General features: G+C 54.3%; 15 protein-coding genes. 7 read left to right on the forward strand and 8 right to left on the reverse strand.

Features of this window, described 5'->3' with window-relative positions; all coding sequences use genetic code 11:
• The first annotated feature begins 95 nt into the window (after positions 1 to 95).
• The 4 genes from TMES_RS14690 (at position 96) to TMES_RS14705 (ending at position 3,849) form a co-directional block, all read left to right on the forward strand.
• Entirely contained in the window at positions 96 to 1,091 is a 996-nt protein-coding gene (locus TMES_RS14690; RefSeq protein ID WP_085583846.1) for a TRAP transporter substrate-binding protein, read from the forward strand.
• A gap of 87 nt (positions 1,092 to 1,178) precedes the next feature.
• Positions 1,179 to 1,724 (forward strand): TRAP transporter small permease, encoded by a 546-nt coding sequence (locus tag TMES_RS14695; RefSeq protein WP_085583848.1) that lies wholly within the window; start codon positions 1,179 to 1,181, stop codon positions 1,722 to 1,724.
• Complete coding sequence (locus TMES_RS14700; RefSeq protein ID WP_085583850.1) at positions 1,725 to 3,011, forward strand: TRAP transporter large permease; 1,287 nt, start codon at positions 1,725 to 1,727, stop codon at positions 3,009 to 3,011.
• Positions 3,012 to 3,054: 43 nt separating this feature from the next.
• Positions 3,055 to 3,849: an NAD-dependent epimerase/dehydratase family protein gene (locus tag TMES_RS14705; protein ID WP_085583852.1), complete on the forward strand. Its 795-nt coding sequence runs from the start codon at positions 3,055 to 3,057 to the stop codon at positions 3,847 to 3,849.
• A gap of 98 nt (positions 3,850 to 3,947) precedes the next feature.
• Here TMES_RS14705 and TMES_RS14710 read toward each other — a convergent pair whose 3' ends face one another.
• The 3 genes from TMES_RS14710 to TMES_RS14720 form a co-directional block, all read right to left on the reverse strand.
• Complete coding sequence (locus TMES_RS14710; protein WP_211275928.1) at positions 3,948 to 4,700, reverse strand: formylglycine-generating enzyme family protein; 753 nt, start codon at positions 4,698 to 4,700, stop codon at positions 3,948 to 3,950.
• Between the two features lie 13 nt (positions 4,701 to 4,713).
• Entirely contained in the window at positions 4,714 to 5,937 is a 1,224-nt protein-coding gene (gene nirK / locus TMES_RS14715; RefSeq protein WP_085583854.1) for a copper-containing nitrite reductase, read from the reverse strand.
• A gap of 62 nt (positions 5,938 to 5,999) precedes the next feature.
• Positions 6,000 to 6,431 (reverse strand): pseudoazurin, encoded by a 432-nt coding sequence (locus tag TMES_RS14720; RefSeq protein ID WP_085583856.1) that lies wholly within the window; start codon positions 6,429 to 6,431, stop codon positions 6,000 to 6,002.
• A gap of 158 nt (positions 6,432 to 6,589) precedes the next feature.
• On the opposite strand from TMES_RS14720, the gene TMES_RS14725 reads away from it, so the two are divergent.
• The gene (locus tag TMES_RS14725) at positions 6,590 to 7,312 is read left to right on the forward strand and encodes a Crp/Fnr family transcriptional regulator (protein WP_143589672.1); all 723 of its coding nucleotides are present in this window, start codon (positions 6,590 to 6,592) and stop codon (positions 7,310 to 7,312) included.
• Between the two features lie 6 nt (positions 7,313 to 7,318).
• Here the strand turns inward: TMES_RS14725 and fhuB are convergent, their stop codons facing one another.
• Genes fhuB through TMES_RS14740 form a run of 3 tightly spaced genes read right to left on the reverse strand, consistent with a single transcriptional unit; the run spans position 7,319 to position 11,037 of the window.
• A complete protein-coding gene (fhuB, locus tag TMES_RS14730) occupies positions 7,319 to 9,319 on the reverse strand; it encodes a Fe(3+)-hydroxamate ABC transporter permease FhuB (protein ID WP_085583858.1) in 2,001 nt (666 codons plus the stop codon).
• Positions 9,316 to 10,251, reverse strand: a complete 936-nt coding sequence (locus tag TMES_RS14735) for an ABC transporter substrate-binding protein (RefSeq protein ID WP_085583860.1) — start codon at positions 10,249 to 10,251, stop codon at positions 9,316 to 9,318. Before TMES_RS14735 ends, fhuB begins: the two co-directional genes overlap by 4 nt.
• A gap of 9 nt (positions 10,252 to 10,260) precedes the next feature.
• Complete coding sequence (locus TMES_RS14740) at positions 10,261 to 11,037, reverse strand: ABC transporter ATP-binding protein (RefSeq protein ID WP_085583862.1); 777 nt, start codon at positions 11,035 to 11,037, stop codon at positions 10,261 to 10,263.
• A gap of 295 nt (positions 11,038 to 11,332) precedes the next feature.
• On the opposite strand from TMES_RS14740, the gene TMES_RS14745 reads away from it, so the two are divergent.
• Positions 11,333 to 12,220, forward strand: a complete 888-nt coding sequence (locus TMES_RS14745; RefSeq protein WP_085583959.1) for an SMP-30/gluconolactonase/LRE family protein — start codon at positions 11,333 to 11,335, stop codon at positions 12,218 to 12,220.
• A gap of 187 nt (positions 12,221 to 12,407) precedes the next feature.
• A complete protein-coding gene (locus tag TMES_RS14750; protein WP_085583864.1) occupies positions 12,408 to 13,994 on the forward strand; it encodes a YbaY family lipoprotein in 1,587 nt (528 codons plus the stop codon).
• A 104-nt stretch (positions 13,995 to 14,098) separates the two neighbouring features.
• Here the strand turns inward: TMES_RS14750 and TMES_RS14755 are convergent, their stop codons facing one another.
• Positions 14,099 to 14,605 (reverse strand): GNAT family N-acetyltransferase, encoded by a 507-nt coding sequence (locus tag TMES_RS14755; protein WP_085583866.1) that lies wholly within the window; start codon positions 14,603 to 14,605, stop codon positions 14,099 to 14,101.
• Between the two features lie 11 nt (positions 14,606 to 14,616).
• Positions 14,617 to 15,750 carry a type III PLP-dependent enzyme gene (locus tag TMES_RS14760; protein ID WP_085583868.1) on the reverse strand — a complete coding sequence of 378 codons (1,134 nt, stop codon included), beginning with the start codon at positions 15,748 to 15,750 and terminating at the stop codon, positions 14,617 to 14,619.
• Positions 15,751 to 15,894 lie beyond the last annotated feature (144 nt).

The raw sequence follows: 15,894 nt of genomic DNA on the forward strand, positions 1-15,894 counted from the left end.
TACAAGTTACAAGTTGTACGCTTTTCTCACAACAACAAAACCCCGATCACGGGGAAGGCTTATCCGACGATTAACGTCACGGGAGGATTCCAGGAATGAATAATTTTCTAAAGACCACCACTTTGACTTTGGCAGCCGTCGCCCTGGGTGCGACGCTTACCGCTGGTTCAGCCTATGCCGGGGAATGGCGCGGCTGGAACATTCATCCGCCGGGATACCCGGTGACCATCGGCATGGAAAAATTTGCCGAAATTATCAAGGAAAAGTCCGGTGGGGAACTGTCGGCAAAGGTTTATAACAATGGCGTTCTGGGCGACCAGCCCGATGCGATCCAGCAGGTTCGCCTTGGCGGTCTGGATTGGGCGGAGTTCAACCTGGGCCCGCTTGGCGAAGTGGCACCGGAAGCGAACGTTGTTTCCTTGCCGTTTATTTTCAACAATATGGATTCCATGCACAAAGTGATGGATGGTCCGGTTGGGGAAAAGATTTCGGCAGGTTTGGAAAAGGTCGGTTTGCAGCCGCTGGCATATTATGACTCGGGTGCGCGCTCGTTTTATAACACCAAACATCCGATCGAAACGCCGGCCGATATGAAAGGCCTGAAGTTTCGCGTTATGAGCAACGACCTTTATGTTCAGATGGTCGATGCTTTGGGCGGCAATGCAACTCCGATGCCTTATGGTGAGGTCTTTCAGTCGCTGAAACTGGGTGTGATTGACGGGGCGGAAAACAACTATCCGTCTTATGATTCATCGGGTCATTATGAAGCGGCGAAATATTATTCCGTCACCCAGCATCTGATTTTGCCGGAATGCCTGTGCATGAACAAAAAGCTTTATGACGGCCTGTCAGATGCAGACAAGAAAATCGTTAATGATGCGGCTATGGAATCGGCAGAAGTTCAGCGTGCAGCCTGGGCAGAAGGTGCTGAAAAGTCCAAGAAGGAAGTTGAAGCTTCGGGCGTGAAGATCAACGAAATCAAAGACAAATCGGCTTTCCAGGCGGCAATGAAGCCGATCTACGACAAGTTCATGAAAGAAAACCCGGACGTGGCACCGTTGGTTACGGCGATCCAGGAAGCTCAGAAATAAGTCGTTTCATTTGACGCGGGCGGCGATAACATCGCCGCCCTTCCTTATTCTTTTCCCGATTAATTCTCATTTCCAGATGGCGGCGCAATGCTGACGCAATGTACCCGGATGCTTGATCGCCTTGGGGCGGTTTTGTCAAAAGTCCTTAATCTGATCGGCGGTATCGCGCTGGTTTTGTTGATCCCCAGTTTTGCCTGGCTTGTTTACGGGCGCTATGTCCTGAATTCAACGCCAACCTGGGTCGAGCAAGTTTCGCTTTTATTGATGGTTTTTATTACCTTTCCGGTTGCAGCAGCCGGGGTGCGCGCCAATAACCATCTGGCCGTTACCTATGTCCGCGATTCAATGCCGCCGCGGGTTTCCGCTGTTTTTGCAATTATCAGTTATGTCGGCATGGCGGTGTTCGGGTATTTCATGGCCGAAAGCGGGTTGATGCTGACAACTTTTAGCTGGACCAAAATTATTCCGATCATTCACATTTCCGACGGGTGGCGTTTTATCCCGATGGTGATTTGCGGCAGTGGCATGGTGTTCTTTTCGATTGTGCATATCCTGCGCATTGTGTGTGGCTGGCATAAAATTTCCCAAAGTGCTTTTTACAGTGACGACCTGCTTGACGAGGATGCGAATTAAATGGGCATGACACTTCTTTTAGGGCTGTTTGCGCTGGGGATTATCATCGGTATGCCGGTGGCCTTTGCGCTGGGCCTGGCGGCCCTGTCGGCGTTCTTTTACGAAGGGTTGCCACATTTTGTTGCCTTTCAGCGCCTGTCATCGGGGGTCGGCACCTATTCACTGCTGGCCATTCCGTTTTTCATCTTTGCCGGTGAATTAATGCTGCATGGCGGCATCGCCAACCGTCTGGTGCAATTTGCCACAGCCCTTGTCGGCAGTCGCCGGGGCGGGCTTGGCATTGTGAACGTGTTTTCGTCCATGCTGTTTGGCGGTATTTCCGGTTCTGCCGTGGCGGATACCTCGGCATTGGGGTCGATCCTTATTCCGATTATGAAAAAGGAAGGTTACCGGGCCGATTATGCGGTGAATGTAACGGTAACATCGTCAATTGCGGGCATCATGATCCCGCCCAGCCATAATATGATCCTGTATGCGGTGGCGGCCGGAGGCGGTATTTCGGTATCGCGGCTGTTTATGGCCGGGGTTGTGCCCGGTGTGCTGATGTGCGTGTTACTGGGTTTTGCCGCCTGGATTGTTGCCGTGCGCCATGGTTATCCGTCGGTGCCGTTTCCGGGTTGGAAAGTGGTCGGGCAAACCGCCATTCGGGCGTTGCCGGGCTTTTTTACCGCCGTTATTATTGTTGGTGGCGTGTTAAGCGGCATTTTCACCGTGACGGAATCCGGGGCCATCGGGGTGGCCTATGCGCTGGTTATTACCGGGCTGGTTTACCGTGAATTGACCTGGGCCGGTTTTGTCATGGCGGTTCGCCAGGCATCAAAAACAACTGCGCTTGTGATGATACTGGTCGGCTGTGCGGCGGCATATGGGTATATGCTGGCGTTTTATCAGGTGCCAGAGGCGCTGGCCGGTTTCATCACCGGCTATACCCAAAACCCCACCACAATCCTGCTGTTGATCAACGTCATGTTGCTGGTGGCCGGGATGGTGATGGACATGGCCGCCTTAATCCTGATTTGTACGCCGATCTTTTTGCCATTGGCCGTGCAGTTTGGTATGGATCCGATCCAGTTCGGTATGGTTCTGATGATGAATTTGGGCTTGGGCCTGTGTACACCGCCTGTGGGGTCGTGCCTGTTTGTGGGCTGTGCGATTGGCGGGGTGAAAATTGAAAAGGCGGTATTAACGATCTGGCCGTTTTATCTGGCAATTCTGGTGGCGCTGGCATTGACAACCTATGTCCCTGCTGTGTCGCTGACATTGCCCAATCTGGTTTTCGGCAATTGATTGTTGCTGATATTTGGCTGAAATTTGCGAACAGGAGATCGTTATGAAACGGCTTCTTATCACCGGCGCTGCCGGTAATCTGGGTAAAATTCTGCGCGAGGGGCTTAAAGGCTATGCCGATGTCCTGCGCTTGTCTGACATTGCCGATATGGATGCGGCCGGGCCAAACGAAGAAGTGGTCAAATGCGACCTTTCAGATCGTGCTGCGGTCCATGAACTGGTTAAGGATTGCGACGGGATCGTGCATCTGGGCGGGATCTCGATTGAAGCCGCATTTGATGATTTGCTGCAGGCCAATTTCCTTGGCACCTATAATATTTATGAAGCGGCACGCAAACACAGCGTAAAACGCATTATGTTTGCCAGTTCCAACCATGCCATCGGTTTTCACAAGCGCACGGAAATGCTTGATGAAAAATCCGAATTGCGGCCTGACAGCCTGTATGGTGTCGCAAAATGTTATGGCGAGGCATTGGCAAGTTATTATTACGACAAGTTCGATCTGGAAACCGTCAGTGTGCGTATCGGCTCGTGCTTTCCCGAGCCCAAAGACCGCCGGATGTTGTCCACCTGGATGAGCCCACGGGACTTTATTTCCCTGATCGAGGCAATTTTTAATGCCCCGATGACCGGCCATACCGTGATGTATGGTGTTTCGCCCAACAAAGCGGTGTGGTGGAGCAACGATCACGCCGCCTATATTGGCTGGGAACCCAAGGATAGTTCGGAGGCGTTTCGCGCCGATGTGGAAGCCAAATTCCCGGAAGAAAACCGCCGCGACCCGGCTGTGATTTATCAGGGCGGGGCATTTGCCGCCCGGGGCCATTTTGAAGACTGATTATAACGGTTTTTAAAACCTGACCCAAATTTTGAAATTGACGCGCACAGGCCCGTCTTATTTACAGGCGGGCCTGTTGGCTTATCTGCAATGGAAATTTAAAGCGGGTTTTTGTCTGTTACCAGCCGGAAACCAAGATGGGCTGGCGGCGTGCCAACGGCACAGCCACCCCGGGCGGGGTCGCGGACCAGATAGGGGATAACTGCCATATGTTCACCGGCTGCATAAAAAGCCGGGCAGCGATCCTTGCTGACAGGGGCTGCGTTTTCATTTCCGGCATAACAATCATCTGTCCATTCCCACACACTGCCATCAAGGTCAGCAATGCCTTCGGCCGTGGTTGAAAAGCTGCCCTGATCGCGCAAGGCGCGGGGTGGCAAGTCTGCGGTCAAATAGGTTGAAGCCCATTTTAGTTCAGGGCTGGTAAATGCCGGGGCGTGTTTTTCGGGCAGGACTTTAGCGGCCATAAATGCCCATTCTTTGGTCGTTGGCAGGCGAAACGGGTGGCGGGATTTGGCGTTAACCCAGGCAAGATATTGCGAAACATCAAGATGGTTCAAATCTGTTGCCGGAACTTTGGCGGGGTCGCGCCCGACAGGCGGGCGTCGTTTTTCGCTGCACGCGCCATCGTTATGGCAGGCATTCCACTCAGCGATGCTTAATTCATATTTTTGAACATAAATTTTATGGCCATCAGGCAGCGTTACCGGATGTTCCGCCATTTGGGGAACATAGCGCAAATCGGGGCCGCGCTCCTGGCACGCCGCCCCGATCAGCATGACCACCGCCAGCAGTCCGGCAACGGCAACATGTGTTGCGCGAGAACCAGCCTGAGTGGCGGTGGGTTTCATGTTTTATCTCCTGCTATGCGCTAAACGGGCGGGGTGCGGCGACCTGTTCCATCAGGCTGTTGTCCCATTCGCCTTCAACCACAAAATGGGCGGTGGCCCCCAAAAGGGCAGCTTCGATCAGGTTGTGGTTCACATAGGCGTAAACGCCGGGCTGCTTGAAGGTGTACATCGCGGCACCGGCACTGCCGCCGCGAATGAACCAGGTTTCAAGCCCGGTTTGCGGGGCGTCGCCAAATGTGCCGGTTTCCCAGACATAATCGCCATGACCCCCGATCATGTGCGGTCGGGTATCGCGGTTTGCCTGATTGTGGATGATCAAAACCGTTTCGCCGACCTTGGCCCGCAGGGCGTGATCGCCGGTTAAGGCCCCAACCGAACCATTGAAGACAGAGTGGGTCGGTATCAGGGTCCGCATGGCCTCGACGCTGTCAGCGTAATCGTCGCCTGCGGCTTTATAGGTTTTATAGTCGCCGTTTTCATCGTGCGGCAGGTAGAAATCCTGTTCGCCAACATAAGAAACGCTGTCATAGCGCAGGGCTTTGCCGTCGCGGTCTTTTAACCCGTCACGCGGCAAAATCATGACAGCACCATTCATGCCATGGGTGACATGATAGGGGATCATCGCCCCACCGGGCGCACAATGATAGGTGAAGACACCGGGCTTTATGGCTTTAAAGCGCAGGATGGTTTCTTCGCCCGGATAAACATGGGTTAACCCGCCGCCGCCAAGCGCACCGGTGGAGGCATGAAAATCGATATTGTGTTCCATCGCATTGGATGCGGGGTTACGCAGTGTCAGTTCGATATAATCGCCTTCATGGGCAATGATCATGGGGCCGGGAACCGACCCGTTATATGTCAGCGCCCAAATGCTGGCCCCGGTATCTTCATCAACTGTCAAAAGCCTTTCATCAATCGTCATGGTGACTTCGACGATTTTCGGGCCGCCGGTTGCGACCTGGTCGTGCTGGGGAACGAAGGGCGGTGCGACCAGTTCCTGTTTGACGCGGGTATAGCCTGTCAAATCGGCCGGTTTGGCTTTGGCCTGGCTGTTGGCTTCGGCCTTGGCCAGATGAACCGGGACGTTGCGCGGTGTTACCAGTTTGGGGCGGGCGGCTATCGGCTGGGCGCTCGCCCCTGTGCTAAACGCGGCCGCGGCGGCCCCTGCCAGAAAACCACCCTTCAGGATGTTGCGGCGATTGATTTTAAGGTCTTCCGGGTTGAACAGTTTACGCATTGTTGCCTCCAATAATTCGGTGTGCCAAGGCTGCTTGGCAGGTGTGCTGGAAAATTCCGGGTTCAGAGTTTCGAAAGTTGGGTTTCGAAGCGGTCTTTGGCCTTTTTGGGGAGACGGCCGGCCAGAAAATCGGCAGGGGCTGTTGTTGCGTCACCGACAACAATCGTCATGACCATGCCCATTGCGAAATGGGGTTTGCATTCGATGGCATAGAAGCCTTCGACATCAAAATTGACGTCGATTTCCTTGCTCAGCCGCCCGGCGAAGGGTTCGGCCCCGGCGGGGATCATGGCATTTATGCTTTCGGCATTATGACCTTTGCTGGTGGGGATAAATTTAACCGTGTCGCCGGGCGCAATCCGCAAAAAATCGGGTTCAAACACCATTGTCTGATTGCCGCTTTTGTTCAGCATCTTGACTTCAAAGGTGTCGGCCATTGCGGTTCCGCCCATAAGAGCAGCAAAAAGTAGCGCGGTTGTCAGTGTACGAAGCATTTTCAGACCCTTTCCTTGTTCTTTTTTCGTGTGTTGAGGGTCAAAATACGCCGCCGGCAGATATAAACTTTGCGCTAGCACAACCTTTGTTGTGAATTTAAGGCGACAAAAATCAAACGGTATGGGAGTTTCTGTTCCGTAGTGGGGATGGAGAGGACATGGACGATCATATTCAGTTCAAGTCATTGACCAGACTTGATGAAAGTCTGCTGGCGCACATACCGCCGTTTTCGTTGCTTGAGCACAGCCAGATCCGCGAGATCCTTGATCACGCGACGGTGCGCCGCTATGCCGAAGGGGTGCCCGTGTTTTGCGAGGGCGACCCTGCAGAGCGGTTTTTTATGGTGCTCGATGGTTATATTCGGGTCTTGCGCATTACGCCGTGCGGCGAGCAGGTCATTGCACTGCATATTCCCAGTGGTCAGTTGTTTGGCATTGCCAAGGCCATCGGTCGGGATGCCTATCCGGCAACGGCGGTAACGGCATCCGAGGCAATTATCCTGAGTTGGCCGACACAGATCTGGGATTATTTTGTGGTTAATTATCCCGGTTTTGCCACCGAGACTTATAAAGTTGTGGGCGAGCGGATGGGGGAGTTGAATATGCGTGTGGTCGAATTGGCGACACAGCAGGTCGAGCAGCGGGTTGCCAATACGCTGTTACGGCTGGTCAATCAGACGGGCCGCAAGGTTGAAGGCGGTATTGAAGTTGATTTTTCCATTACCCGGCAGGATTTGTCCGAGATGACAGCCACAACTCTGCACACAATCAGCCGATTGTTAAGTGCATGGGAAAAGCAAGGGCTGGTGAAAAGCCGTCGCAAGCATATTGTGGTCAGCGATCCGCAGCGTCTGGTCGCGCTGGGGCAACATCATGCTTGAGTTTCCTTAACGTCGCCGGGCCGAAAGAACCAGAAAATATCCTGTGCCAATCAACGCAGCAATAAGCCCGGTGGGCAGTTGTTGTGGATATAAAATATTACGCGCCAGCCATTCGGCCACCATCATCACATTGGCCCCGATCAGGATTGCGCCGATCAAATGCGCGCCCGCCAGCCGAAAACCGGCAATACGCGCCAGATGCGGTGCCATTAACCCGACAAAACTAAGCGGACCAACCAGCAGGGTGGATACCGCGGCCAATATTGCCGCCCCCATCATCATTGCCAGACGGAACATCGAAATACCCAACCCCAGCGACACCGCCTGGTCTGGCCCCATCGATGCCAGTTCAAGCGGACGTCGTGCCAGCAGGGTGAGAATTGTCAGGATCGCGGTTATCATGGCAACGGCGATCACTTCATCCATGCGGGTGAAATAGGTTGTTCCGGCCAGCCACGAAATCAGCATGGTGGCCTTTGTTCCGCTATGGGTCATGGCAATGCGCACGACAGACCCTAAAATGGCGGTAATTGCCAAACCGTTCAGCAATAAATAATGCGGCGCGTGGCTGAAATTGCGGCACAGGCCCAATAGCACCATCAGGGCAATAACGCCGCCAACCGCCCCGATCAGCATAAGGTCGGTGCGGCCATCAATACCAAAATAAACCATGGCAATGATCATGGCCAATGCGGTGGCCGAACTGACGCCGGTTATTTCGGGGCTGGCCATGGGGTTATGGCCCACCCGCTGGATCAGCGTCCCCGATACGGCAAGGGCCGCGCCGCAGACAATGGCCGCAAGCGTGCGCTGGGCGCGATCGCCAACGGTGCTGGTAAAGGCAAATAAATCTGCTATCGGGGTGAAAACGACATCACCCTGCCCATCAAGTGATACCAGCAGCGACAGTGCCAGGCCCGCCAGCAACCCGACAAACAAAAGCACCATCAAGACATGTTTCGCGGCGAGGTTATAATCCGCCGGGTGATCCTGGCTGTTGGCATTGCCATCGGGCATGATGCGGGCCTTGCGCAGGATGACAATAACAAATGGGGCCCCGATCAGGGCGGTTGCCGCCCCGGTCGGGAAAATGTCGCCGCCGGTACCGGCAAACTGACGCATGACATAATCAATCACCACCAGCCCGCAACCGCCAACCAGAAGCGACATGGGCAACAAGGATTTTGACCGGGTAAAGCCGACAAAGCGCAGGGTGGCGGGAACGGCAAGGCCGATAAAGCCGATCATGCCAACCGCGGAAATTATGCTGGCGGTGATAAAGATGGCGATGGTCAGAATGATCAGACGAAGCCATTTAACCGGCGCGCCAAGCGAATTGGCGGTGTCATCGCCCAATGCCAGAATATCAAGTGGGCGTGTCAGCGCAAAAATGGCAATAATGCCCAGTACCAGCCGGGGGGCAAGATAACAGGCGCTGTCCCAGCCGTTTTGGGCAAGGTCGCCCGCCCCCCACATAAAGATTGAATCCAGATATTGCTGGTTAAACAGCATAAAAATTTGCGTTGCCGAATGCAGCAGCAAATTAACAATCATACCCGCCAGGATCAGCCAAAGGGTGGCGTTACTGCGCCCCGATGCGATCAGATAAACAATGCCCAGCGCAATCATGCCACCGGCAAGGGTGAAAACATCCTGAAACGGGGCAAGGCTGGCCGGGGCCATGACCAGAAAAATGGTTAATGCCAGTTCAACCCCGGCCCCGACGCCAAGGGTTGTTGGCGAGGCCAGCGGATTGCGAAATATGGTTTGAATGGCGGCCCCGGCAACGGCCAGCCCGGCCCCGCACATAAAGGCCATCGCCGTGCGCGGCAGGGTGCTGTAATGGAAAAATATCTGATCAAACCGGCTGTCGTCGGGCGTAAACAGTGCTTGCCATGCGGTGCCGCCTTGAAGGAACGGCAACAGGTCGACAAATATGCTGCCAATTGCCAATAAGCCAAACAGGGCTGGAATAATGGTCGCGGCGCGGGCGGGACGCATGATCATTTATAAGGCCCGTTTTCGATTTGGGCCGCCAGCAAATCGGCAAAGCGCATGGCCGAATATACCCCGCCATAGGTCCAGACAGGGGGCACCTGATAAACCCGGTTGTTGCGCGCAAAGCCCTGCATTTTCCACAGCGGCGACGACACAATACGCTGGCGTACAGGGGCGGGGGTGGGCTCGATAAAGGCGATGGTATCGTTGGCAAAGGGGGCCAGCAGTTCCAACCCGCCGCGGGCAAAGCCCCAGCCGGTTGTTTCGCCGTTATAGGCCGTCGGGATGTTCATGGCGGCAAGCACGGTATTGGGCAGGGACGGGGGCCCAAACACATTAATTTGGGCATCGGAATTGATGCGGATAACGGCGAGGCGTTGATCGGGGCCAAGAATGGCGCGAATACGCGCGCCGTCTTGCGCCAGCGTTTCGTCCAGCAATTGCAGGATTTCGTTGGCGCGTTGTTCGCGCCCCGTCACTGCCGCAATCTGGCGTGTGGTGTTGATGATGCTTTGCAGGGCCGGTTTGGCGTTGTTAAAGGTTGAAATCACCATGGTCGGGGCAATTTCGGACAAGGCATCATAGGCCATGGCCAGTTCCTTGCTGATCAGGATCAGGTCAGGTTTTGCCTTGCGCAGGGCTTCCATATTGGGGGATTGGCGCTGGCCGATATCAACAAAACCGGCAGGCAGGTCGGGTTTGACCACCCATTCGCGGTAATCTTGCGGGTCGGCAATGGCAACCGGGGCTAGCCCCAGCGCAATTACGGTTTCGGTGAGGGACCAGTTGGTCACCGCGATGCGGGTGGGGGGTGTTTCGAATGCAACACTACCCATTTCATGGGTGTAAGTTTTGCTTTCAGCATGCACCGGCAGGGGGTGGAACGCCATGGCACAGAGGGTGCCGATGGTAAAAATGGCAAACATAAATGTACGGCGCATGGTGGCCCTCTATGCGATGTAGCTGATGGAAATGTTGGATTGGGGCACGGTGATTACGCCAATGTCGGCATCGTAAATGTGCTGTAATGTATCGGCCTGCATAAAGTCCCGGGCATCGCCCTGCCAGCAGGTTGTGCCGTGGCGCAAGGCCAAGATATGGTCGGCGAAACGCCCTACCATGTCGATATCATGCAAAACGGCAATCACGGTCAGGCCGATGGTGTTTTTCAAATCCGACACCAGGTGCAAAATGTCGCGTTGGTGGCCGACATCAAGGGCGCTTGTTGGTTCATCAAGCAGCAAAATGGGCGCATCTTGTGCCAATAACATCGCAAGCCACACCCGTTGGCGTTCGCCGCCTGACAGGCTGGAAACCAGCCGGTCGGCAAAGCCGTCAACATGGGTTTGCACCATTGCCTGATCGATTTTTTCGTAATCAGACGCACGATAACGGCCAAACGCCCCACGCCACGGATAACGCCCGAAACCGACCAGTTCGCGCACGCTGAGATGCGGTGGTACCGTGGGGTTTTGCGGCAGATAGGCCACCTTGCGGGCAAAATCGCGGATGGAATGATCGGTCAATGCGACCGTCCCCATGCGAATATCACCGCTAAACTGGCGGTATTTGCGGGCAAGTATTTTAAGAAGCGTGCTTTTCCCCGACCCGTTATGCCCGACAATGGCCGAAAACGCGCGGGTGGGAAACGATACGGTAATATCAGACAGCAGGGTTTTGGCGGCTTTGCCTTCGGTGCGAAAGCCTACATCCTTTAGATCAAACATCGCTTATTAAACTCGGTTGGGGCATGGCCGCATGACGGGGAACGGGCACGGAAACGCTGTCAGCTACAATTATGAGAATGCTTATCAATAACGTGGCCTAAATGCAACCGAGTTGCGATTGCATATCGAAAATGCCGTGTGTGTCCTTTTGTATTATTTTATGGCTTTTCAGCCGGCGCTGCCCGCGTTAGCAATAACGATGCGGGTTTTCGGGGTATTTTGTACGCCGCTTTCATCAGCCAAACACCGCCAAACGCAGTATCAAGCCGTTAAAGGGCATAATCAGGGAAACGCCATGACACAGATAAACACGCCATTGCCAGACCTTCGCTGCCAGTTGGGCGAAGGCCCGTTCTGGGATCAGTCCAACGCAACATTGTACTGGGTGGATATTATCGGCAAGGCGGCCTTTGGCTGGCACCCGGCCAGCAATCACTTGCAAACCTGGCAGTTTGATAAATTGATTTCGGCGATTGTACCACGCACGCAAGGCGGTTTCCTGCTTGCGCTACACGATGAACTGGCGTTTTTTGACCCGGCCAGTGAAAAGCTGACAGCGTTTGTGGCCCCTGATAAAGACCATGTTCAAAACCGGTCGAACGAAGCCCGTGTCGACCCGATGGGGCGGTTCTGGCATGGCACAATGCAAAACAATATCGGCCCGAACGGCGAAGATGTGGCCATCACCGGCCATAGCGGCACCTTAAACCGGGTGGATGCAGATGGCACCGTGACACGGTTTGCCGCAAATGTTGGTATTACCAATACCTTGTTATGGTCCGCCGATGGCACCAAAATGTTTTTTGGCGATACCCTGGCCAACCGGATGGATGTTTATGATTTTGATATGAAAACCGGCACCGCCAGCAACCCGCGCCTGTTTTGTTCGGTTGAGGGGCGGGGCGGCATGGATGGGTCGGCCATGGATTGTGACGGTTATATCTGGAATGCGCGCTATGGGGCGTCGTGCCTGATCCGGTTTGATCCGACGGGCGAGGTTGACCGGATTATCGATTTGCCGGTTACCAACCCGACCAGCTGTGTTTTTGGTGGCCCGGATATGACCACTTTGTTTATCACATCCGCGGCGGCAGGCACATCGGGCGAACGGCCGCTTGAAGGTGCGGTGTTATCGATTGAAACCGGTATTGCTGGTGCCCCGTGTCATGCTTTTGCCGGGTAGGTTGAATATCGCGCATCGATAGTTTTATGTTGCGTTATCTGCGGCCTGATCATTCATAGTTGGTCGATGGCAGTTTTGTAATGTTTTAGAAAAGAAGCAACTTTGCCGTTTTTTGGTCTTGGTTTTCTTGTCTTTTGCGATCAACATTAGAAACGGGTCTAGAAGAACGAGCAAATCCGAGGACAAAATGAAGATCTCACCTTTCCGATGGGACAAGGTGCGTGTTGGTATGGCATTTGCAGCGATCATGTCGGTCGCTGCGTGCAGCCTGCCTGCGCCACAAACAGATACGATTGCAGGGACGGTTTATTATCGCGAACGCATTGCGATGACACCGTCCAATATCCTGACGGTAAGGTTGCTTGATATGTCGCGGGCCGATGTGCCCGCCAGCGAGATTGCGGCAAAATCCCAACCGGCGACTAATCCGCCGATGGTTTTTGAACTGCCTTATCAAACGAGCAGCATTGACCCTGATCATCGCTATGCGGTTGAGGCTGTTATTTCGGACGGGGCGGGTAAAAACCTGTTTCGCAACGAAACATCCTATCAGGTGTTAACTGGCGGCAACCCGGATGCGGTTAATATTGAAGTCGCAATGTTGCGCCAGCAACCCGGTGTCGACAAGGGGCATCAGGCGCAAAAATCCCGGACCGACAAGCTAACCGGCAAAATTGATAAAAGCCTGTCGCAATATCGCAAAATCGCCAGGAAATATGCGGCAGACCAGGGCGATGGCAGTTTTGAAGCCTTTGTCACCGATGAAGGCCAGCCGGTTTTGATTCGCCAAAGCCGCGATCTGGCGGATTATGGTGCGTCGGATATTGCGTTTTATTTTAGCAATGGCACGTTATTGCGGTTTCAAGAGCGCGCAACACGCAGCAATTTCGGCAGTACAGTTGCCAATGCTGCGGCCAAGGGCGCCGTTTTGGAATATGAACTGCAGCTTGATTTTGCCAAAGGCAAGTATCAGACCGGCGAAAAACGCATTAATGGCAATGTCAGTGCGCCCGACAAGCACGAAATCAGCAGCGCGCAAACCCAGGCCAAGCTGGTGCAAACCCGGCTGAAAACCGAGCTGGCGGCGACTGAAATGTCTGAACCTGACGGTCGGCAAACCTTTGTTTGCGATGATCAATCGCGGTTTTATGCCAGCTTTGATCAGGATAATGATCAGGTCCGGATCGAATTTTTAGGGCGCGAGCCGTTAATTTTGCCGCAAAAACGGGCGGCATCGGGCTTTATGTATGGCAATGACGACTATGAATTGCGCGGCAAAGGCCAAAACGCGACCTGGTCGTCGCTGGCAGATGGCAGCAAGACCGGCTGTAGCGTTTCGGCCGAAATTGCCGGGCTGGTGCTGGCCCCGGGGGATTTCGAGGTCGTTACGGTGGCCTCTTTGATGCAAAGCGGTAATGCGGAATGGACCCGTTATTTTGATGATATGATGCCCGCGATCAAAGCGTGCTTGCAGCGTCCGGTCGGTGATTTGCCTTCAGTGCTGAAGGCGTGGCCGATGAACCATGGGACGGTAGGTGTTCGCACCGTTAATATTAACGGCGGGCGCTATGATTGCCTCGCCCCGACGACAGGGTTGGGCGACATTCATGTTGAAGCAGTCGAAGGGGCAACCAATGTTTTGCCCGGCGAACGCGATGTCATGTTCACCCCCGCATCGGGGGCCTATCCGGCTGATGCGTGTTATCAGCATAAAAAGCTGGAAAAGGATGGCGTGTTTATTGGCTGGTTGTCACGCAATGCTTGTGAAAGCTGATATTTGCTCGACGTGATTATGCTGCCATAAACTGAGTTATGGAAAATCCCCGCCAATGATTTTTGGCGGGGATTTTTATGGGTGGAAGGCATGGTAGCGTGATTTTAATGGGCCTTGTAACGTCCGGTCGGGCGCAGAACGCCACGGGTTCCATCCAGAACATTTTCGCCAAGGTTTAAGCCCAAAAACCGGTGACGGTCAAAATAACCAGGCATCGACAGGCCCGCTGCCGGGGCGGCAACAAAGCCGAACCGGGCGTAATATTGTGGGTCGCCGACCAGAAGAATGGCGCGGTGGCCTGCATCATGGGCGGCATTGATGGCTGCATACATCAAACCCGCCCCGACACCGGAACCATTATAGACCTTTTCCACGGCAAGCGGACCCAGCATCAGGGCTGAACCTGCATTGCCCGCATCGACATTCCATAACCGGACGGTGCCGATTATGTGTTTGCCATTGTGGGCAACAAAGGCCAGCCCGTCGGCCGGAAGGCGGCCCGCACGGATCAGTTCGGACGATTTTTTAAACCGGTCCGGTCCCATCACGCGATCCAGAAGCTTTTCCCGATCGATGTGGGACGAAGCACCTTCGCGATCAATGACAATCATTGGCGGGGTGCCTAAATGATATAGGCGGCTAACGGCGAAAAGCCGTTAAACGCCACCGATGCATAGGTTGTGGTATAGGCACCCGTGGCTTCGATCAGAACTTCGTCGCCAATTGTTAAGGCAATCGGCAGATCGTAGGGTTTCTTTTCATACATCACATCGGCTGAATCACAGGTCGGACCGGCCAGAACGCACGGGGCCACAGCGCCGCCATCATGGATGGTGGTAATGGGATAGCGAATGGCTTCGTCCATGGTTTCGGCCAAGCCGCCAAATTTACCAATATCAAGGTACACCCAGCGCACCGGATCGTCTTCGTGCTTGCGCGAAATCAGCACCACTTCGGCTTTGATCACGCCTGCATCGCCGACCATGCCACGGCCCGGTTCAATGATGGTTTCGGGCATGTGATTGCCGAAATGATCATGAAGGGCATCAACAATAGCGGCACCATAGGCTTCGGTTTTCGGCACATCGCGCAGGTAACGGGTCGGGAAACCGCCGCCCATATTAACCATACGCAGCGTAATGCCTTTTTCCGCCAGGGTGCGGAAAATCATCGCGGCTTCGCCTAGCGCAGTGTTCCAGGCATCAAGGTTGCATTGCTGTGACCCCACATGGAACGACACACCATAGGCATCCAGGCCCAGGTGATGGGCATGTTGCAACACGTCGAGCGCCATGGTCGGTGCGCAACCAAATTTGCGCGACAGTGGCCATTCGGCACCAAAACCGTCGGTCAGGATGCGACAAAACACGCGTGATGCCGGGGCAACACGGGCAATTTTTTCAACTTCTTCAACACAATCAACGGCGAACAGACGCACACCCAGTGCATAGGCACGGGCAATGTCGCGTTCTTTTTTAATGGTGTTGCCAAATGAAATGCGTTCGGCAGAGGCACCAGCGGCCATTGCCATTTCAATTTCAGGCACCGATGCGGTGTCGAAATTGCTGCCAAGATCGGCCAGAAGGCTCAGAACTTCCGGTGCCGGGTTTGCTTTGACGGCATAAAAAATGCGCGAGTCCGGCAGGGCACGGGTAAAGGTTTCGTAATTGCGTTGGATGACATCCAGATCAACAACAAGGCACGGACCTTCCGGTCGGTTCTGGGCAAGAAAATCAATAATACGCTGCGTTGCCATGGGGGCGTTCTCCCATTCCACTATAAAGAGCATAGCGACACCTGATGCATTCTGACGCGGTGGAGGCGCAAAATGCGGTCTATCGTCATGCCAGACGTGAACACCGATGATCCGGGTTCGCGAAAGTTGCCTCGATATAAGAAT

Origin of the sequence: Thalassospira mesophila (assembly GCF_002115755.1) — a bacterium.
GTDB lineage: Bacteria > Pseudomonadota > Alphaproteobacteria > Rhodospirillales > Thalassospiraceae > Thalassospira > Thalassospira mesophila.

Bases quoted from the DNA above. Each gene is read 5' to 3' on its own strand.
- TMES_RS14690 (WP_085583846.1), top strand. From the start codon at position 96: ATGAATAATTTTCTAAAGACCACCACTTTGACTTTGGCAGCCGTCGCC.
- TMES_RS14695 (WP_085583848.1), top strand. From the start codon at position 1,179: ATGCTGACGCAATGTACCCGGATGCTTGATCGCCTTGGGGCGGTTTTG.
- TMES_RS14700 (WP_085583850.1), top strand. From the start codon at position 1,725: ATGGGCATGACACTTCTTTTAGGGCTGTTTGCGCTGGGGATTATCATC.
- TMES_RS14705 (WP_085583852.1), top strand. From the start codon at position 3,055: ATGAAACGGCTTCTTATCACCGGCGCTGCCGGTAATCTGGGTAAAATT.
- TMES_RS14710 (WP_211275928.1), bottom strand. From the start codon at position 4,700: ATGAAACCCACCGCCACTCAGGCTGGTTCTCGCGCAACACATGTTGCC.
- nirK (WP_085583854.1), bottom strand. From the start codon at position 5,937: ATGCGTAAACTGTTCAACCCGGAAGACCTTAAAATCAATCGCCGCAAC.
- TMES_RS14720 (WP_085583856.1), bottom strand. From the start codon at position 6,431: ATGCTTCGTACACTGACAACCGCGCTACTTTTTGCTGCTCTTATGGGC.
- TMES_RS14725 (WP_143589672.1), top strand. From the start codon at position 6,590: ATGGACGATCATATTCAGTTCAAGTCATTGACCAGACTTGATGAAAGT.
- fhuB (WP_085583858.1), bottom strand. From the start codon at position 9,319: ATGATCATGCGTCCCGCCCGCGCCGCGACCATTATTCCAGCCCTGTTT.
- TMES_RS14735 (WP_085583860.1), bottom strand. From the start codon at position 10,251: ATGCGCCGTACATTTATGTTTGCCATTTTTACCATCGGCACCCTCTGT.
- TMES_RS14740 (WP_085583862.1), bottom strand. From the start codon at position 11,037: ATGTTTGATCTAAAGGATGTAGGCTTTCGCACCGAAGGCAAAGCCGCC.
- TMES_RS14745 (WP_085583959.1), top strand. From the start codon at position 11,333: ATGACACAGATAAACACGCCATTGCCAGACCTTCGCTGCCAGTTGGGC.
- TMES_RS14750 (WP_085583864.1), top strand. From the start codon at position 12,408: ATGAAGATCTCACCTTTCCGATGGGACAAGGTGCGTGTTGGTATGGCA.
- TMES_RS14755 (WP_085583866.1), bottom strand. From the start codon at position 14,605: ATGATTGTCATTGATCGCGAAGGTGCTTCGTCCCACATCGATCGGGAA.
- TMES_RS14760 (WP_085583868.1), bottom strand. From the start codon at position 15,750: ATGGCAACGCAGCGTATTATTGATTTTCTTGCCCAGAACCGACCGGAA.